Annotated in this window: 15 protein-coding genes; 9 read left to right on the top strand and 6 right to left on the bottom strand. The window is 68.1% G+C overall.

All coding sequences use genetic code 11. The annotated features are described in order from the left end of the window. Positions 1 to 5: 5 nt before the first annotated feature. Positions 6 to 524 carry a MarR family transcriptional regulator gene (locus ACAH41_RS10160; protein WP_325656070.1) on the bottom strand — a complete coding sequence of 173 codons (519 nt, stop codon included), beginning with the start codon at positions 522 to 524 and terminating at the stop codon, positions 6 to 8. 91 nt (positions 525 to 615) lie between these two features. Further along, positions 616 to 1,632 carry an SDR family oxidoreductase gene (locus tag ACAH41_RS10155; protein WP_325656068.1) on the bottom strand — a complete coding sequence of 339 codons (1,017 nt, stop codon included), beginning with the start codon at positions 1,630 to 1,632 and terminating at the stop codon, positions 616 to 618. A 236-nt stretch (positions 1,633 to 1,868) separates the two neighbouring features. Between ACAH41_RS10155 and ACAH41_RS10150 the strand changes: the two genes are divergently transcribed. The 3 genes from ACAH41_RS10150 to ACAH41_RS10140 all read left to right on the top strand — a co-directional run bounded on the left by ACAH41_RS10150 (position 1,869) and on the right by ACAH41_RS10140 (position 6,133). Then, positions 1,869 to 3,521, top strand: coding sequence for an acyl-CoA dehydrogenase family protein (locus ACAH41_RS10150; protein WP_325656066.1), 1,653 nt, complete (start codon positions 1,869 to 1,871; stop codon positions 3,519 to 3,521). Positions 3,522 to 3,581: 60 nt separating this feature from the next. Then, positions 3,582 to 4,802, top strand: a complete 1,221-nt coding sequence (locus ACAH41_RS10145) for a mechanosensitive ion channel domain-containing protein (RefSeq protein WP_325656064.1) — start codon at positions 3,582 to 3,584, stop codon at positions 4,800 to 4,802. Positions 4,803 to 4,987: 185 nt separating this feature from the next. Then, positions 4,988 to 6,133, top strand: coding sequence for an HD domain-containing phosphohydrolase (locus ACAH41_RS10140; protein ID WP_325656062.1), 1,146 nt, complete (start codon positions 4,988 to 4,990; stop codon positions 6,131 to 6,133). A gap of 14 nt (positions 6,134 to 6,147) precedes the next feature. Here the strand turns inward: ACAH41_RS10140 and ACAH41_RS10135 are convergent, their stop codons facing one another. Continuing rightward, positions 6,148 to 6,936 carry an exodeoxyribonuclease III gene (locus tag ACAH41_RS10135; RefSeq protein WP_325656058.1) on the bottom strand — a complete coding sequence of 263 codons (789 nt, stop codon included), beginning with the start codon at positions 6,934 to 6,936 and terminating at the stop codon, positions 6,148 to 6,150. A gap of 12 nt (positions 6,937 to 6,948) precedes the next feature. Here ACAH41_RS10135 and pyrE point away from each other — a divergent pair, with 12 nt between their 5' ends. From pyrE to ACAH41_RS10120, 3 genes are all read left to right on the top strand, one after another. After that, entirely contained in the window at positions 6,949 to 7,623 is a 675-nt protein-coding gene (gene pyrE, locus ACAH41_RS10130) for an orotate phosphoribosyltransferase (RefSeq protein WP_325656055.1), read from the top strand. Positions 7,624 to 7,715: 92 nt separating this feature from the next. Then, on the top strand, positions 7,716 to 8,402 hold the full coding sequence (locus tag ACAH41_RS10125; protein ID WP_325656053.1) for a hypothetical protein: 687 nt from the start codon (positions 7,716 to 7,718) through the stop codon (positions 8,400 to 8,402). Next, positions 8,399 to 8,797 carry a hypothetical protein gene (locus ACAH41_RS10120; protein ID WP_325656051.1) on the top strand — a complete coding sequence of 133 codons (399 nt, stop codon included), beginning with the start codon at positions 8,399 to 8,401 and terminating at the stop codon, positions 8,795 to 8,797. Before ACAH41_RS10125 ends, ACAH41_RS10120 begins: the two co-directional genes overlap by 4 nt. 72 nt (positions 8,798 to 8,869) lie before the next feature. On the opposite strand, the gene gatB is transcribed toward ACAH41_RS10120, so the two are convergent. From gatB to gatC, 3 genes are read right to left on the bottom strand one after another with little or no spacing between them, the layout of a single operon-like run. Next, the gene (gene gatB, locus ACAH41_RS10115) at positions 8,870 to 10,315 is read right to left on the bottom strand and encodes an Asp-tRNA(Asn)/Glu-tRNA(Gln) amidotransferase subunit GatB (RefSeq protein WP_325656049.1); all 1,446 of its coding nucleotides are present in this window, start codon (positions 10,313 to 10,315) and stop codon (positions 8,870 to 8,872) included. A gap of 2 nt (positions 10,316 to 10,317) precedes the next feature. Then, entirely contained in the window at positions 10,318 to 11,832 is a 1,515-nt protein-coding gene (gatA, locus tag ACAH41_RS10110; protein ID WP_325656047.1) for an Asp-tRNA(Asn)/Glu-tRNA(Gln) amidotransferase subunit GatA, read from the bottom strand. Then, positions 11,829 to 12,128 carry an Asp-tRNA(Asn)/Glu-tRNA(Gln) amidotransferase subunit GatC gene (gene gatC, locus ACAH41_RS10105; protein ID WP_325656045.1) on the bottom strand — a complete coding sequence of 100 codons (300 nt, stop codon included), beginning with the start codon at positions 12,126 to 12,128 and terminating at the stop codon, positions 11,829 to 11,831. Before gatC ends, gatA begins: the two co-directional genes overlap by 4 nt. 290 nt (positions 12,129 to 12,418) lie before the next feature. Here gatC and ACAH41_RS10100 point away from each other — a divergent pair, with 290 nt between their 5' ends. The 3 genes from ACAH41_RS10100 to mreD all read left to right on the top strand — a co-directional run bounded on the left by ACAH41_RS10100 (position 12,419) and on the right by mreD (position 15,066). Next, positions 12,419 to 13,462 carry a rod shape-determining protein gene (locus ACAH41_RS10100; RefSeq protein ID WP_141287514.1) on the top strand — a complete coding sequence of 348 codons (1,044 nt, stop codon included), beginning with the start codon at positions 12,419 to 12,421 and terminating at the stop codon, positions 13,460 to 13,462. A gap of 78 nt (positions 13,463 to 13,540) precedes the next feature. Then, positions 13,541 to 14,548: a rod shape-determining protein MreC gene (gene mreC, locus ACAH41_RS10095; RefSeq protein ID WP_325656042.1), complete on the top strand. Its 1,008-nt coding sequence runs from the start codon at positions 13,541 to 13,543 to the stop codon at positions 14,546 to 14,548. Then, positions 14,545 to 15,066, top strand: coding sequence for a rod shape-determining protein MreD (gene mreD / locus ACAH41_RS10090; RefSeq protein WP_325656040.1), 522 nt, complete (start codon positions 14,545 to 14,547; stop codon positions 15,064 to 15,066). Before mreC ends, mreD begins: the two co-directional genes overlap by 4 nt. The last annotated feature ends 13 nt before the right edge of the window (positions 15,067 to 15,079 follow it).

Genomic DNA, 15,079 nt, shown 5'->3' with positions numbered 1-15,079 from the left:
CGGCTTCAGTCGACTGCGGCCGAGTTTTCGAGGTTGGCCACCACGCGCTGCAGGTAGCCGACGAACTGCTCGGCCTCGGCTTCGCTGAAATCGGCCAGCGCCTCGGTGCTGCCTTGCTTCAAGGCCTGCCGGGCCTGCGGCAGCAGTCCCCTGGCCTGCTCGGTCAGCGTGATCAGGCTGCTGCGCCTGTCCTTGGGGTCGGGCTCGCGCAGGATCAGGCCGTCGCGGGCCATGCGGGCCAGCAACTCGGCCATGGCCGGCTGTTCGATCTGCATCAGCGCGGCCAGGTCCTTCTGGCACAGGCCGGCTTCGCTGTATTTGAGCGTCACCATCACGGGCACCTGCGCATACGCCAGGCCGAACTTGACCAGCCGCCGCTCAGCCCTGCGCATCAGCAGCCGGCTGGCCCGGTTCATCAGGTAACCGGGGTTCTTGTAGCGCGTGTCCGGCGTTGTGTCAGGCGTGATGCCCGGTGTGGCGCCGGGGGCGATGTCAGATGCGGGGGGCTGCGAGTGCTCGTTCACGGCCCCAGTTTAAGGCGCACAACCCGCCCGCCCCCGGCTGCATCGGCACCGATTCGCCGACCTCGGTGCCGATCTGCAGGACCTGTCGCGGCTAGATCGCGCCGACGCTGCCGGTCACCGGCAGCACGATCCCGTTGATGTAGCCCGACATCACCGGCGAGGCCAGGAAGACGTAGGCCGGCGAAAGCTCCTCGGGCTGAGCGGCCCGCTTCATGTCGGTGTCCTGGCCGAACTTCTCGACCTGCTCGGCCTGCGAGTCGGCCGGGTTCAGCGGCGTCCAGACCGGGCCGGGCGCGACCGCATTGACGCGGATGTTCTTCGAGATGAGGTTCTGCGCCAGCGACTTGGTGAAGGCGTGGATCGCCCCCTTGGTGGTGGCGTAGTCCAGCAGCCGCGGGCTGCCCTTCAGGCCGACCACCGAACCTGTGTTGATGATGCAGGCCTTGGCACGCATCTTCGGCACTGCGGCGCGGGCCATGTGGAAATACCCGCCGATGTTGGTCTGCAGCGTCTCTTCCAGCCGCTCGTCGGAGATGTCCTCGATGCTGGCCGCGTGTTCCTGGAACGCCGCGTTATTGACCAGGACGTCCAGCCTGCCGTAGGCGTTGACCGTCTTCTGCACCGCGTCGATGCAAAACGCGCTGTCGCGCACATCGCCGCGGAGCAGCAGGCAGCGCCGGCCTTCAGCCTCGACGTGGCGGCAGGTTTCTTGCGCGTCCTCGTCCGAGTGCAGGTAGACGATGGCCACATCGGCACCTTCGCGGGCGTACAACACCGCCACCGCGCGGCCAATGCCCGAGTCGCCGCCGGTGATGATGGCGGCCATGTCCTGGAGCTTCCCGCTGCCCTTGTAATCCGTCGCCTGGAAGCGGGGCGCGAGTTCAAGCTCGGCTTCCGAGCCGGGCTTCTGGATGTGCTGCTTCGCCAGCGTGCGCGGCTGCTCGCGTGCACCGGCCTGCACCGCCGTCTCTTCCTTCGAACCCTTCTCGCCGGCAGGTTTCAGCTGGTCCTGCTCGTCCTGCTGGGTCTGGAAGGTGCGTTGGCGCGCGACAGTCGCGTCGGCGTTCTGCTTCACGGTGTCGGGGCGGGTCTTTTCAGCGGTTTTCATGGCATGCCTTTCGGTTCGGAGGAGGGGATGACGCTGCGCGATGCGCTGCGGCGAATGCGCTGCAGTCGGCAATCCCCGTGCCCCCGCAGCGGCGCCCGGTCGCCCACTGCCGCGGGCAATTTCTGCGGCAGCCTTTGCCATCGTGAGCGGCTGCGTCACGGGGCTCAACCGGATCGCAGGGCGTTGCCCGGCTGCGTAGACTTGGCGGCTCCCGTCCTCTTCACCGGAAGCGCGCCATGGCCTGGTCTACCCACGAGATCCGCAACCAGTACGACGCACTGAGCGCCTACCCGATGCTGGAAACGGACTTGGCGCTGCAGGAAGCGCTGGCCCGCGCGCAAGCGGACTGGGCAATGCCGATGCTGCAAGGCTTCAGCGCTGAACTGGCCCGTCCCGAGACCTGGGTCTGGGCCGAGGAAGCCAACCGCCACACACCCGGTTTGAAGGCTTTCGATGCACGCGGCAGGCGCATCGACCAGGTCGAGTTCCACCCCAGCTGGCACGCGCTGATGACGCTGTACCGCCGGCAGGGCCTGGTCTCGCTGGCTTTCGACAACGACCGCCGCGGCCGCTGGGCCGCGACCGCCGCAGGCTTCTACCTGCACGGCCAGGTCGAGGCCGGCACGCTGTGCCCGGCGACGATGACGCAGGCCGCGATTCCGGTGCTGCAGAAGGAGCCTGCCCTGTGGGCCGAGGTCGGCCCGCACCTGTTGAACACGCAGCACGACCCGCGCGATGTGCCGCTGGCACAGAAGGCGGCCGGCTGGATCGGCATGGGCATGACCGAAAAACAGGGCGGCTCGGACGTGCGCGCCAACACCACCCAGGCCACGCCGGTGGGCGCCGGCGGGCGCGGCGCCGAATACCGGCTCACCGGCCACAAATGGTTCTTCTCGGTGCCGACCAGCGACGCGCACCTGGTCGTCGCCCGCACACTCGAAGGCGGCCACTCCTGCTTCTACGTGCCGCGCTGGCGGCCGGACGGCACGCGCAACACGGTGCAGATCCAGCGGCTGAAGGAGAAGGTGGGCAACCGCAGCAATGCCAGCAGCGAGGTCGAGTTCCAGGACGCCTACGGCCTGATGCTGGGCGACGAAGGCCGCGGCATTCCAACCATCATCGAGATGGCCACCTGCACGCGGCTGAACTGCGTGCTGGGCAGCAGCGCCATCCTGCGCCAGGCCGCTGTGCAGGCGTTGGCTTACACCCGCCAGCGCCAGGCCTTTGGCCGCGCGCTGGCCGAGCAGCCGCTGATGCGCGCGGTGCTGGCTGACCTGGCGCTGGAAAGCGAAGCGGCGCTGGTGCTCGCAATGCGCCTGGCGCAGGCCTTCGAGGCCGGCGACAGCCCGTCCGGCAAGGCCTGGAAACGCCTGGTGACGCCGGCCGCGAAGTTCTGGGTCTGCAAGCGCGCGGTGGAACTGACCGGCGAGGCGATGGAAGTCTTCGGCGGCAACGGCTACGTGGACGAAGGGCCGATGGCGCGGCTGTTCCGCGAGGCGCCGGTCAATTCGATCTGGGAAGGCTCAGGCAACGTGATGTGCCTGGACGTGATGCGCGCGGTGGCGCGCGAACCGGACGCCGCCTGGGCGCTGCTGGACGAGCTGGGCGACCTGGCCGCCGGCGAGCCGCGGCTGGTCGCCGCGCTGCAGGCGCTTGGCGACGCATTGCGCGAGCCGCCCGAGGCGCTCGAAGGCCTGGGGCGGCGGTTTGCGCAGCAGCTGGTGCTGGTGGCGCAGGCCGGCCTGCTGCGCCAGCATGCACCAGCGGCCGTGGCCGATGCCTTCATCGCCACCCGCTTTGGCGACCGCCACTGGGGCCGCGTGGTCGGCGCGCTGGACACGCGCGGGCTGGACGTGAATGCCGTGCTGAGGCGCACCTACCCCGCTTGAGTTCGGTTTGAACGATGCTGCACCGCAGCAGCGTGGCACACCGTTTGCTGCGCTGCCGCCATGCAGCATTTCGACCTTTACGAATGGTGGCAGCCACTGGCGGTGGGCCTGGGCGCCGCAGCGCTGGCCTGGGTGGTCTACCGTCTCAGCCAGCCGCTGGTGCGGCGCGTGACCCGGCATTCGCCGGTGCTGAACGCCGTCGCGCTGCGGCTGGAGCCGGCCCTGAAATGGCTGCTGCCGCTGATTGCGCTGGAACTGGTCTGGGCCAGCCTGCCGGACGACCTGGGCGGCATCGACGGCATGCGCCACTGGACCGGCATTGCGCTGATCGCCGCCTTCACCGGCGCAGCGATCGCCGCGGTGCGGGGCGTGGTGGACGCGGTCGCGCTGCTGCACCCGCAAGACGTGGCCGACAACCTCGAAGCCCGCCGCGTGATGACGCAGGCCCGCGTGCTGTCGCGCATTGCGATTGCCGGGCTGCTGCTGGCCGGGCTGGCCTTCATGCTGATGACCTTCCCGCGCGCGCGCCAGCTCGGCACCAGCCTGCTGGCCTCGGCCGGGCTCTCGGCCTTGGTGATCGGCATTGCTGCCAAGTCGGTGTTCGGCAACCTGCTGGCCGGGCTGCAGATCGCACTGTCGCAGCCGATTCGCATCGACGACGTGCTGATCGTGGAGAACGAATGGGGACGGGTCGAGGAGATCACCGGGACCTACGTGGTGCTGAAGATCTGGGACGAGCGGCGGCTCATCATTCCGCTGCAGTGGTTCATCGAGCACCCATTCCAGAACTGGACCCGCACGACCTCGCAAATCATCGGCAGCGTGATGCTGTGGGTGGACTACATGACCGACCTCGCGCCGCTGCGCACCGAGGCCACGCGCCTGGCCCAATCCAGCCAGGACTACGACGGCCGCGTCTGCCTGCTGCAGGTGGTGGAGACAAGCGAAAGCGCGATGCAGCTGCGGCTGATCGTCAGCTCACCTTCGGCCGGCCAGAACTGGGACCTGCGCTGCCTGCTGCGCGAGGGCCTGATCGCCTTCCTGCAGCAGCACCAGCCACAGGCACTGCCGAGGGTGCGCGCCGAACTTCAACAAGGCACAGCGCCTGCGCAGTCAGGTTTGCCCACGGGCGCGCTGAGCCGCCCCGCAGAAGCCCAACCGGCAGCCTCGGCGCCCGGTGCACAGGCCACCGGCGGCAGCGAGGTCAACACCCAGACCGGCATGGCCAGCCTGGCCGCGCCGACCGGTGGCGTCACGCCGCCTGCCGCACCACCAGGCTGAGCCAAGCTCGCGAAGCTTTGTGAACGGGATGATCCGGGCCTGCGCGGTCGGTCATGCATGCCCTGCTTCCGGGCTCAGGCAAGGCAAACGTCAAAAGGGCGTTGCCCGGCCCAGCATGGATGCAGGCGTTGCATGGCAACATCGGCCTTCACACGCGGCGGCGGCCGCAACCCTCAACTGTCGTCATGCCTGTTTGCTCACTCTCCTCGGTCAAGAATCGCATCGTGCTGGGTGAGCCGCTGCCGTTCAGCGTGCGAGATGCGACCCAGATGCTGTTGCTGGCGCGCGGCCAGGTCATCGTCGACGAGGCCCAGTTGCAGGCGCTGTTCAAGCGCGGGGCGGTGGTCGAGCTGGAAGAACTGGCCGAAGCGGTGCAGGCGGTGCGGAGCGAAAGCCCGGCACTGCGGCATGCCCAGTTGCCACAGGAGTGGGAGCGCCATTCCCGCGAGGTCAAGCGAGCGCTGAGCGCACCGAGCGCGGAGTTGGCTGGCGCGCTTCACAAGACCACGGATCAATTGCTGGCGCTGATCGAGTTTTCACCGGACATGGCGCTCTCGCAGGTGGTGCGCCAGCCCGACAGCGGGGCCGGGCACTATGGCGTGAACCATTCCATCCATGCCGCCACGGCCTGCCAGGCCGCCGCGCGCTACCTGGGCTGGAACGCCACCGAGCAGCGCCGGGCCTTCCAGGCCGCGCTGACGATGAACCTGTCGATGTTCGACCTGCAGGCCCGGCTGGCGCAACAGGTCTCGCCGTTGACGGCCAAGCAGCGCGAGACCATCAACGAGCACCCGACCCGCAGCGCCGAGATGCTCAGCCAGGCCGGCATCACCGACCAGGACTGGCTGGACGCGGTGATCCAGCACCACGAAATGGTGGACGGCTCCGGCTACCCGAGCGGCGCGACGGACGTCAGCGAACTGGCCGAGATGCTGCGCCTGGCCGATGTCTACACCGCCCGCCTGAACAGCCGCGCCAACCGGCCGGCGATGAGCGCCCAGCAGGCCGGGCGCGAACTTCACCAGATGGCAGGCGCAAGCCCGCTGGCCACGGCGCTGATCAAGGCCTTCGGCGTGTTCCCGCCTGGCAGCCTGGTCAAGCTGGCCTCGGGCGAGATGGGCCTGGTGGTGCGCAACGGCGAACGCGCCCATTGGCCCCTGGTGGTCGCGCTCACCAATGCCAACGGCGCGCCGCGTGGGGTGCCGGTCACCCGCGACAGCGCCCAGGCCGACCACGCGGTGGTGGCCCTGCTGTCAGCCCAGGCCATGCCGATGCGGCTGACCGACGAGATGGTGGCAGGCCTGATCGCCAACCAGGCAAGCAGCGCCTGAGCGCCAGCCGTGCCTCAGAGCACGAAGTCGTAGTCGATCACCAGCGGCGCATGGTCCGAGAAGCGCTGTTCGAGGTGGATGTACTCGCGCTGGGCGGTGGCGGCGATGCCGGGCGTGGCGAGGTGGTAGTCCAGGCGCCAGCCCACGTTCTTGGCCCAGGCCTGGCCACGGTTGCTCCACCAGGTGTATTGCTCGGGCTTGTCGTTGAGCTTGCGGAAGACGTCGACCAGGCCACCTTCTTCAAGCAGCCTGGTCATCCAGTCGCGCTCCTCGGGCAGGAAACCGGAGTTCTTCTGGTTGCCCTTCCAGTTCTTCAGGTCGATGGGCTTGTGGGCGATGTTGATGTCGCCAACCAGCACGAACTCGCGCTCGGCCTTCAGCGCCATCAGGTACGGGTACATCTGGGCCAGGAAGCGGAACTTGGCCTGCTGGCGCTCCTCGCCCGACGAGCCGCTGGGAAAGTAGCAACTGATGACGCTGAACTTGCGAGCGGGCGTGTCGAAGCGCAACTCGATGTAGCGGCCTTCGAAGTCGAATTCCTCGACGCCGAAGCCGGTGATCACGTCGCTGGGCTCCTTCTTGCTGTAGGCCCCGACGCCCGAATACCCCTTCTTCTGGGCGTAGTGGAAATGCCCCGGCATGCCGGCAACCGTGTCGTACTTCCCATTCACGTCGACTGCCTGGGCCTTGACCTCCTGCACCCCCATACAATCCGGCGAGACGCTTTCCGTCCATTGCATGAAGCCCTTGGTCGCTGCCGAACGGATGCCGTTCAGGTTCAGCGTCACCAGCCTGAATCCCATTTGAATTTCTCCATGAAGACTGTTCCCCATACCGACCCGCTGGCGCAGGATTTCGTGCAGTTCTCGGTGGAAGCGGGGGTGCTGCGCTTCGGCGAGTTCACCACCAAGGCGGGTCGGCAGTCGCCGTATTTCTTCAACACGGGGCTGTTCGACGATGGCGCGAAGCTGATGCGGCTGGGCGAATTCTATGCACGCCGCCTGCTGGCCTCCGGGCTTGAGTTCGACATGCTGTTCGGCCCGGCCTACAAGGGCATCACGCTGGCGGCGGCAGTGGCCATTGGCCTGGCCAAGCACGGCAAGAGCGTGCCTTATGCCTACAACCGCAAGGAAGCCAAGAACCACGGCGAAGGTGGCATGCTGGTGGGCGCGCCGGTCAAGGGCCGGGTGCTGATCATTGACGACGTGATCACCGACGGCGCCTCCAAGCGCGAGGCGGCCGACATGATCCGTGCCGCAGGCGCGACACCGGTGGGCGTGGCCATCACCATGGACCGCCAGGAACGCGCGTCGGACGATCCCGCCAACCGCCGCTCGGGCGTGCAGTACGTCGAGCAGGAACTGGGCTTGCAGGTGCTGTCCATCGCCACGCTGGCCGACCTGATGCAATTCCTGGCCACCACCGGCGACACCGCGCTGGCGGCCAACACTGAACGCGTCGCGGCCTACCGCACGCGTTACGGAATCTAAGCGCTGAAACACCTGCTGACCGCCGCATCCAGCCCTTGCCAGATGGCGTACGCTCGTCCCCGAAGCTCCTCTCTCCTCGCCCCCATCCGTCCATGGCGTCACCGGTTCTGCTGAGTGTGTTGTTCGGCGCCCTGCTGGCCGCGGCAGCGCCCGCCGCCTGGGCGGTCGATACCAAGCCGCAAACTGGCGACGGGCGCATCTACACCTGCACCGATGCCAGCGGCCGGCGGCTCAGTTCGGACCGGCCGATCCCCGAATGCCTGTCGCAGGAGCAGCGCGTGCTGGGCCGTGACGGCAGCCAGCGCGGCGTGGTGCCGCCACTGCGTTCGCAGGATGAACAAGAGCGGCTGGACAACCTGAAGAAGCAGCAGTCGCAGGACATGGCGACGCAGAACGAAGCCGTGCGGCGCGACCGCATGCTGCTGACGCGCTACCCGGACCCAAGCTCGCACGACGTGGCGCGCCAGCGCGCGCTGGCACCGGTGCAGAAGGTGGTGGACGCGATCAAGAACCGGCTGCACTCGCTGGAGGCCGAGGCCGACGCGCTGGCCACCGAGCGTGCCGCGCTGGGCAACCGCGCCGCGCCGGATGAGCTGCGCTCGCGCATCAATGCCAACGAAGGCGCCACCGAGGCGCAGCGCACCATCCTGCAGAACCAGGAAGCAGAGCGGGAACGCATCGTGCAACAGTACGACGCAGAACGCTCGCGGCTGCAACAGCTGTGGGCCGGTGCTGCGCCGGGCGCGGCCGATCCAGCCGCCAAGCGCGCCACCCCATGACACTTTTGGTCAACTTGCCGACATCCTTCGGCGCCCACCTGCCACGTTGCGTCGCTGCACTGCTGGTGGCTGGTGCCGTCACCGCAGCCCAGGCCTCGCCGGCCGACTACCGTTGCGACAACGGACAGTTGCTGAATGCAACGATGACGCCGCGCGACGCCAAGCTGAAGCTGGACGGCCAGGAATACCAGCTCAAGCGCGTGCGCGACCGGGCCGATGCCCGCTTCGTCAATGCCGCGGGCGTGACACTGACGCTGGCGAAAAGCCAGGCCGAACTGGCCCGCAAGGACCAGCCGACGCTGACCTGCAAGAAGGTCGTGGCCTCGCTGGAGCCCGAGGTGCTGAACGGCGGCGGCCCACGCAAACCACCCGCAGGCGAGACCGCCTCGCGTTGAACGCGCCACATTCAGCGCCTTGAAGATCAGCCCGGCTTCGGCCGGGCTGATTCGTTTCAGCGCTTGCGAAGCTCAGAGCTTGCTTTTCAGCAGCTCGCTGGCCTGGGTCGGATTGGCCTTGCCCTTGCTGGCCTTCATGACCTGGCCCACCAGCGCGTTGAAAGCCCGGTCCTTGCCGGCCTTGTATTCCTCGACCGACTTCGGATTGGCGGCGATCACCTCGTCGACGATCTTCTCCAGCGCGCCGCTGTCGTTGGACTGGCGCAGGTCCTTGGCGTCGATGATGGCATCCACGTCGCTGCCGGCGCCGGTCCACAGCGCCTCGAAGACCTGCCGGGCCGAGTTGTTCGACACGGTGCCGTCGTGGATGCGCTGGATCAGCGTTGCAAGCAGGGCCGGCGACACCGGCGCCTGCTCGATGCCGCGGTCCTCGGCATTCAGCCGCTTGCTGATCTCGCCCATCAGCCAGTTGGCGACCAGCTTGGGCTGCCGGGAGACCTCACGCGCGGCCTCGTAGTAGCGGGCGAAACCCAGCGACTGGGTCATCATCGTCGCATCGTAGGCCGGCAGGCCGTCCTGCTGCACGAAGCGCTCGGCCATCGCGCGCGGCAATTCCGGCATCTCACCCTTCACGCGTTCCACCCAGTCGGGCGCGATCACCAGCGGCGGCAGGTCGGGGTCGGGGAAGTAGCGGTAGTCCGCCGAGTCTTCCTTCGAGCGCATCGCGCGGGTCTCGCCGCGGTCCGGGTTGTAGAGCACGGTGGCCTGCTGGATCGGCAGGCCGTCCTCGATCTGGTCGATCTGCCAGTTCACCTCGTAGTTCACCGCGTCCACCATGTAGCGGAAGCTGTTGAGGTTCTTGATTTCGCGCCGGGTGCCGTAGGGGCGGCCGGGCTTGCGCACCGAGACGTTCACGTCGCAGCGGAACGAGCCTTCCTGCATGTTGCCGTCGCAGATGCCCAGCCACATGACCAGGGCATGCAGCGTCTTGGCGTATTCCACGGCTTCCTGGGCCGAGCGCATGTCCGGCTCCGAGACAATCTCCAGCAGCGGCGTGCCGGCGCGGTTCAGGTCGATGCCCGACATGCCCTGGAAGTCCTCGTGCAGGCTCTTGCCGGCGTCTTCCTCCAGGTGGGCGCGGGTCAGCTGCACCTTCTTCTTCTCGCCGCCGACGAAGAACTCGACCTCGCCGCCCTGCACCACCGGGATCTCGAACTGCGAGATCTGGTAGCCCTTGGGCAGGTCTGGATAGAAGTAGTTCTTGCGCGCGAAGATGGACACGGGTGCGACCTTGGCGCCCACCGCCAGGCCAAAGCGGATGGCCCGCTCCACCGCAGCGCGGTTGAGCACCGGCAGCGTGCCGGGCAGCGCCAGGTCCACCGGGCAGGCCTGGGTGTTGGGCTCGGCACCGAAGGCGGTCGAGGCGCCGCTGAAGATCTTCGACAGCGTGGAGAGCTGGACGTGGTTTTCAAGGCCGATGACGACCTCGTAGCCGCGGATGAGTTGAGGTGCGGACATGGTCAGAAGCCCCCCGGCGTGCGGAGGTGGAAATCAGTCGCTTGCTGCAAGGCATGGGCCGCATGCAGGAGCCGGCCTTCCTGGAAGTAGTTGCCGATCAGCTGCAGGCCGACCGGCATGCCGTGTTCGCCAAAGCCCGCCGGCACGCTCATGCCGGGCAGGCCGGCCAGACTGCCGGACAGCGTGAAGATGTCAGCCAGGTAGGCCTTGACCGGATCGTCGCCCTGCTCGCCCAGCTTCCAGGCCACCGTGGGTGCCACCGGTCCTGCGATCAGGTCGCACTGCTGGAAGCAGGCCTGGAAGTCGTCGGCGATCATGCGGCGCAGCTTCTGCGCCTGCAGGTAGTAGGCGTCGTAGTAGCCGTGGCTCAGCACGTAGGTGCCGATCATGATCCGGCGCTTGGCCTCGGCGCCAAAGCCTTCGGCGCGCGTCTTCTTGTACATGTCCAGCAGGTCACCATGCTGGGCCGCTCGGTGGCCGAACTTGACGCCGTCGAAGCGGCTCAGGTTCGAGCTGGCCTCGGCCGGCGCGATGATGTAGTACACCGGGATCGACAGCTCGGTGCGCGGCAGGCTGAGGTCCACCAGCGTGGCGCCCAGCTTCTCCAGCTCGGCCAGCGCACCGCGCACGGCGCCGTTCACGTCCGCCGCCAGCGCAGCCGGGAAAAACTCCAGCGGCAGGCCGATGCGCAAGCCCTTCAGCGGCTGGGCGGCGGTGGCGCCGTCACGTGCCGTGAGCATCGCGGCATGGAAGTCCTGCGGCGGGCGCTCGGCGCTGGTCGCGTCGCGGGTATCGAAGCCGCTCATGGCCGACAGCAGCAGCGCGCAGTCCTCGGCGCTGCGCGCCATCGGGCCGGCCTGGTCCAGGCTGGAGGCAAACGCGATCATGCCGTAGCGCGAGCACACGCCATAGGTTGGCTTGATGCCGGTGATGCCGGAGAAGCTGGCCGGTTGACGGATCGAGCCGCCGGTGTCGGTGCCAGTGGCGGCGGGCACCAGGCGCGCAGCGACCGCCGCAGCGGAGCCGCCGGACGAACCGCCGGGCACGCGCGAGGTGTCCCAAGGGTTGCGCACCAGGCCGAAGGCGGAGTTTTCATTGGCCGAGCCCATCGCGTATTCGTCGCAGTTGAGCTTGCCCAGGCTGACCATGCCGGCGCCGGTGAAATCGTCCGCGCCGTTGCCCAGGCGGGCAACCACGGTGGCGTCGAACGGGCTGCGGTAGCCGGCCAGCATCTTCGAGCCGGCGGTGGTCGGCATGTCGCGGGTGACGAAGATGTCCTTGTGGGCCAGCGGAATGCCGGTCAGCGCGGTGGCTTTGCCGGCGGCGCGGCGCTCGTCGGCCACCGCGGCCGTGGCCAGCGCGCCGGCTTCGTCCAGGTGCAGGTAGGCGCCAAGTGCGGTGTGGGCCTTGGCGCGGTCCAGCAGGTGCTGGGTCAGCTCGGTGGACGACACTTCGCCGGCCGCGAGCTTGGCCGACAGCTGGGCCACGCCGAGGGTATGCAATTCACCCGCGCTCATTCGATCACCTTGGGCACGAGGAACAGGCCGTTTTCGACGGCCGGGGCGCTGAGCTGGTTGCGCTCGCGGTTGTTGCTTTCGGTCACCACGTCGTCGCGCAGGCGCAGCGTCACGTCCTGCACGGCCGACAGCGGGGTGTACAGCGGCTCGACGCCGCGGGTGTCGACCGCGCTCATCTGCTCGACGATGCCGAAGAAGCCATTCAGCTGGGTGAGCATCGCGTCGGCCTCGGCGCCGGAGAGTTCCAGGCGCGCCAGATGGGCGATGCGGCTCACGTCCGCAGGGGAGAGTGCCATGGGTGTTTCAAGGTGAAATCGAAGCGGCCGGAAGAGGCTTCCAGCGGGCAAAAAAGGGCCTGCGCGCCCCGTGTCTGCGGGGGGCTTGGGGTATTATCTCCGGTTATCCGCGACCTATCGGCGACCTCTTCCGATGCCATGTCCAGCGATCCTGCTGCATGGCACGAGGCCCGCAAGTTCGACGAGCACACCCCCCATCCATGAGCCTCGAGGTACTGAGCCCGCCCTGCGTCCAACGGACGTGGATGGCCGCCGACCTCGTGGCCTGCCATTGTCTGGACTGAGCCCCCATGTTCGCTTCCCTCCGCCGCTATGTTTCCACCGACCTCGCCATCGACCTGGGCACCGCCAACACGCTGATCTACGTGCGTGGCAAAGGCATCGTCCTGGACGAGCCCTCGGTCGTGTCGATCCGCCATGAAGGCGGCCCGAACGGCAAGAAGACCATCCAGGCCGTGGGCCACGAGGCCAAGGCCATGCTGGGCAAGGTACCGGGCAACATCGAGGCCATCCGCCCGATGAAGGACGGCGTGATCGCCGACTTCACCGTCACCGAACAGATGTTGAAGCAGTTCATCAAGATGGTCCATCCGCGGTCCCTGCTGAAGCCCAGCCCGCGCATCATCATCTGCGTGCCCTGCGGCTCGACCCAGGTCGAGCGCCGTGCAATCCGCGAATCGGCGCTGGGCGCGGGGGCCTCCGAGGTCTACCTGATCGAAGAACCGATGGCCGCAGCCATCGGCGCCGGCCTGCCGGTGTCTGAAGCTTCCGGATCGATGGTGGTCGACATTGGCGGCGGCACCACCGAGGTCGGCGTGATCTCGCTGGGCGGCATGGTCTACAAGGGCTCGGTCCGCGTCGGTGGCGACAAATTCGACGAAGCCATCATCAACTACATCCGCCGCAACTACGGCATGCTGATCGGCGAGCCCACCGCCGAAGCGATCAAGAAGAACATCGGCTCGGCCTTCCCCGGCTCCGAGGTGAAGGAAATGGAAGTCAAGGGCCGCAACCTCTCCGAAGGCGTGCCGCGCAGCTTCACCATCTCGTCCAACGAGATCCTCGAAGCCCTGACCGACCCGCTGAACCAGATCGTCTCGTCGGTGAAAAACGCGCTGGAGCAGACCCCGCCGGAACTGGGTGCCGACATCGCCGAGCGCGGCATGATGCTGACCGGCGGCGGCGCGCTGCTGCGCGACCTGGACCGCCTGCTGGCCGAAGAAACCGGCCTGCCGGTGCTGGTGGCCGAAGACCCGCTGACCTGCGTGGTGCGCGGTTGCGGCATGGCGCTGGAAAGCATGGAGCGCCTGGGCTCGATCTTCACGCAGGAGTAACCGGCCGCCGCAGGGCTGCACGTCATCCGTTGACGCCGCGGCCTCATCTGTTCCTGCCCTGACAAGCGCCCGACCGCCATGCCACTGGGCACCTTCGACCGCAGCCCCCCGCCCTTCTTCCGGCAGGGCCTGCCCGCGCTCTCCAAGCTCCTGCTGTGCACCGCGCTGGCCATCTTCCTGATGGCCGCCGACCACCGCTTCGCCTTGACCCAGCCCCTGCGCAATGCCATGGCCACCGCGCTGCTGCCGGTGGAGCGCGTGCTCAGCCTGCCGTTGCAGGCCTGGGCTGGCATGGGCGAGTACTTCGGCGGTGTGCACCAGGCCTATGCCAGGGCCGACGCGTTGCAGCAGAAGCTGGTGGTGCAGTCCGAACAGTCGGCCAGCGCGGGCCGGCTGGCGCACGAAAACGCCGAGCTGCGCGCGCTGCTGGGCTTGCGGCCCGGGCTGCAGGTGCGCTCGCTGGCGGCCGAGGTGCTGTATGAGGCACCGGACCCGTATTCGCACAAGCTCTTCATCGACCGCGGCAGCCGCCATGGCGTGGTCGATGGCTCGCCGGTGATCAACGAAGCCGGTGTGCTGGGCCAGGTCACCCGCACCTACCTGATGAGCGCCGAAGTGACGCTGCTGATCGACAAGGACGCCGCCATTCCAGTGCTGAACACCCGCACCCAGCACCGCAGCGCGGCCTTTGGCAGCGGCGAGGAAAACCAGATGGAGCTGCGCTTCGTCTCGGCGACCGACGACGTGCAGGTCGGCGACCTGCTGACCACCAGTGGCGTGGACGGCATCTACCCGGCCGGGCTGCCGGTGGCCAAGGTCACGCGCATGGACAGGCGCGGCGACGCCGGTTTTGCCCGCATCGGCCTGCAGCCGATGGCGCCGCTGGGCGGCGTGCACCACGTGCTGGTGCTGGAGCCGCTGGAGCAGCAGCAACCAGCCCATGAGGCCCCCGCCACGCCGGCGGCCGCACCCGCGCGCGCTGCTGCAGCCAGCGCATCCCGCGCCTCGGCCAGCGCCCCGCATCCAGCGGCTTCGCGCCCGGCCGCCAGCGCCAGCGGCAGCAAGCCCAAGGGAGAGCGCCGATGATCATGCCGCGCGGCGCCGGGCAGCTGCTGCTGCCGGTCAATCCGGTCTTCCTGTGGTTCTCGCTGCTGCTGGCGATGGCGCTCAACCTGATGCCGCTGGGCCGCTACGCGGCGATGCCGGACTTCATCGCGCTGGTGCTGGTGTTCTGGAACGTGCACCAGCCGCGCCGCGTCGGCATTGGCTGGGCCTTTGTGTTCGGCCTGCTGATGGACGTGCACGAAGGGGCGCTGCTGGGCCAGCACGCGCTGTCGTACAGCCTGCTGAGCTACTTCGCGATTGCGCTGCACCGCCGGGTGCTGGGCTTTGGCTGGGGCGCGCAGCTGCTGCACGTGCTGCCGCTGTTTTTCATCGCCCAGCTGGTCTCGCTGCTGATCCGCCTGATGGCCGGCGACGCCTTCCCCGGCTGGCAGCTGGCGCTGGCACCGGTGATCCAGGCCCTGCTGTGGCCGGTGGCGAGCTGGGTGTTGCTGGCACCGCAGCGCCGGCCGCCGGACCCGGACAAGACGCGGCCGCTGTGAAGCGGCGCATGCA

Origin of the sequence: Ideonella sp. (assembly GCF_041287625.1) — a bacterium.
Taxonomy (GTDB): Bacteria; Pseudomonadota; Gammaproteobacteria; order Burkholderiales; family Burkholderiaceae_C; genus Ideonella.
The sequence above is the reverse complement of the archived record's forward strand: the minus strand, read 5'-3'. Positions and strand labels throughout refer to the sequence as shown.

Bases quoted from the DNA above. Each gene is read 5' to 3' on its own strand.
- ACAH41_RS10155 (WP_325656068.1), bottom strand. From the start codon at position 1,632: ATGAAAACCGCTGAAAAGACCCGCCCCGACACCGTGAAGCAGAACGCC.
- ACAH41_RS10150 (WP_325656066.1), top strand. From the start codon at position 1,869: ATGGCCTGGTCTACCCACGAGATCCGCAACCAGTACGACGCACTGAGC.
- ACAH41_RS10145 (WP_325656064.1), top strand. From the start codon at position 3,582: ATGCAGCATTTCGACCTTTACGAATGGTGGCAGCCACTGGCGGTGGGC.
- ACAH41_RS10140 (WP_325656062.1), top strand. From the start codon at position 4,988: ATGCCTGTTTGCTCACTCTCCTCGGTCAAGAATCGCATCGTGCTGGGT.
- ACAH41_RS10135 (WP_325656058.1), bottom strand. From the start codon at position 6,936: ATGGGATTCAGGCTGGTGACGCTGAACCTGAACGGCATCCGTTCGGCA.
- pyrE (WP_325656055.1), top strand. From the start codon at position 6,949: ATGAAGACTGTTCCCCATACCGACCCGCTGGCGCAGGATTTCGTGCAG.
- ACAH41_RS10125 (WP_325656053.1), top strand. From the start codon at position 7,716: ATGGCGTCACCGGTTCTGCTGAGTGTGTTGTTCGGCGCCCTGCTGGCC.
- ACAH41_RS10120 (WP_325656051.1), top strand. From the start codon at position 8,399: ATGACACTTTTGGTCAACTTGCCGACATCCTTCGGCGCCCACCTGCCA.
- gatB (WP_325656049.1), bottom strand. From the start codon at position 10,315: ATGTCCGCACCTCAACTCATCCGCGGCTACGAGGTCGTCATCGGCCTT.
- gatA (WP_325656047.1), bottom strand. From the start codon at position 11,832: ATGAGCGCGGGTGAATTGCATACCCTCGGCGTGGCCCAGCTGTCGGCC.
- gatC (WP_325656045.1), bottom strand. From the start codon at position 12,128: ATGGCACTCTCCCCTGCGGACGTGAGCCGCATCGCCCATCTGGCGCGC.
- ACAH41_RS10100 (WP_141287514.1), top strand. From the start codon at position 12,419: ATGTTCGCTTCCCTCCGCCGCTATGTTTCCACCGACCTCGCCATCGAC.
- mreC (WP_325656042.1), top strand. From the start codon at position 13,541: ATGCCACTGGGCACCTTCGACCGCAGCCCCCCGCCCTTCTTCCGGCAG.
- mreD (WP_325656040.1), top strand. From the start codon at position 14,545: ATGATCATGCCGCGCGGCGCCGGGCAGCTGCTGCTGCCGGTCAATCCG.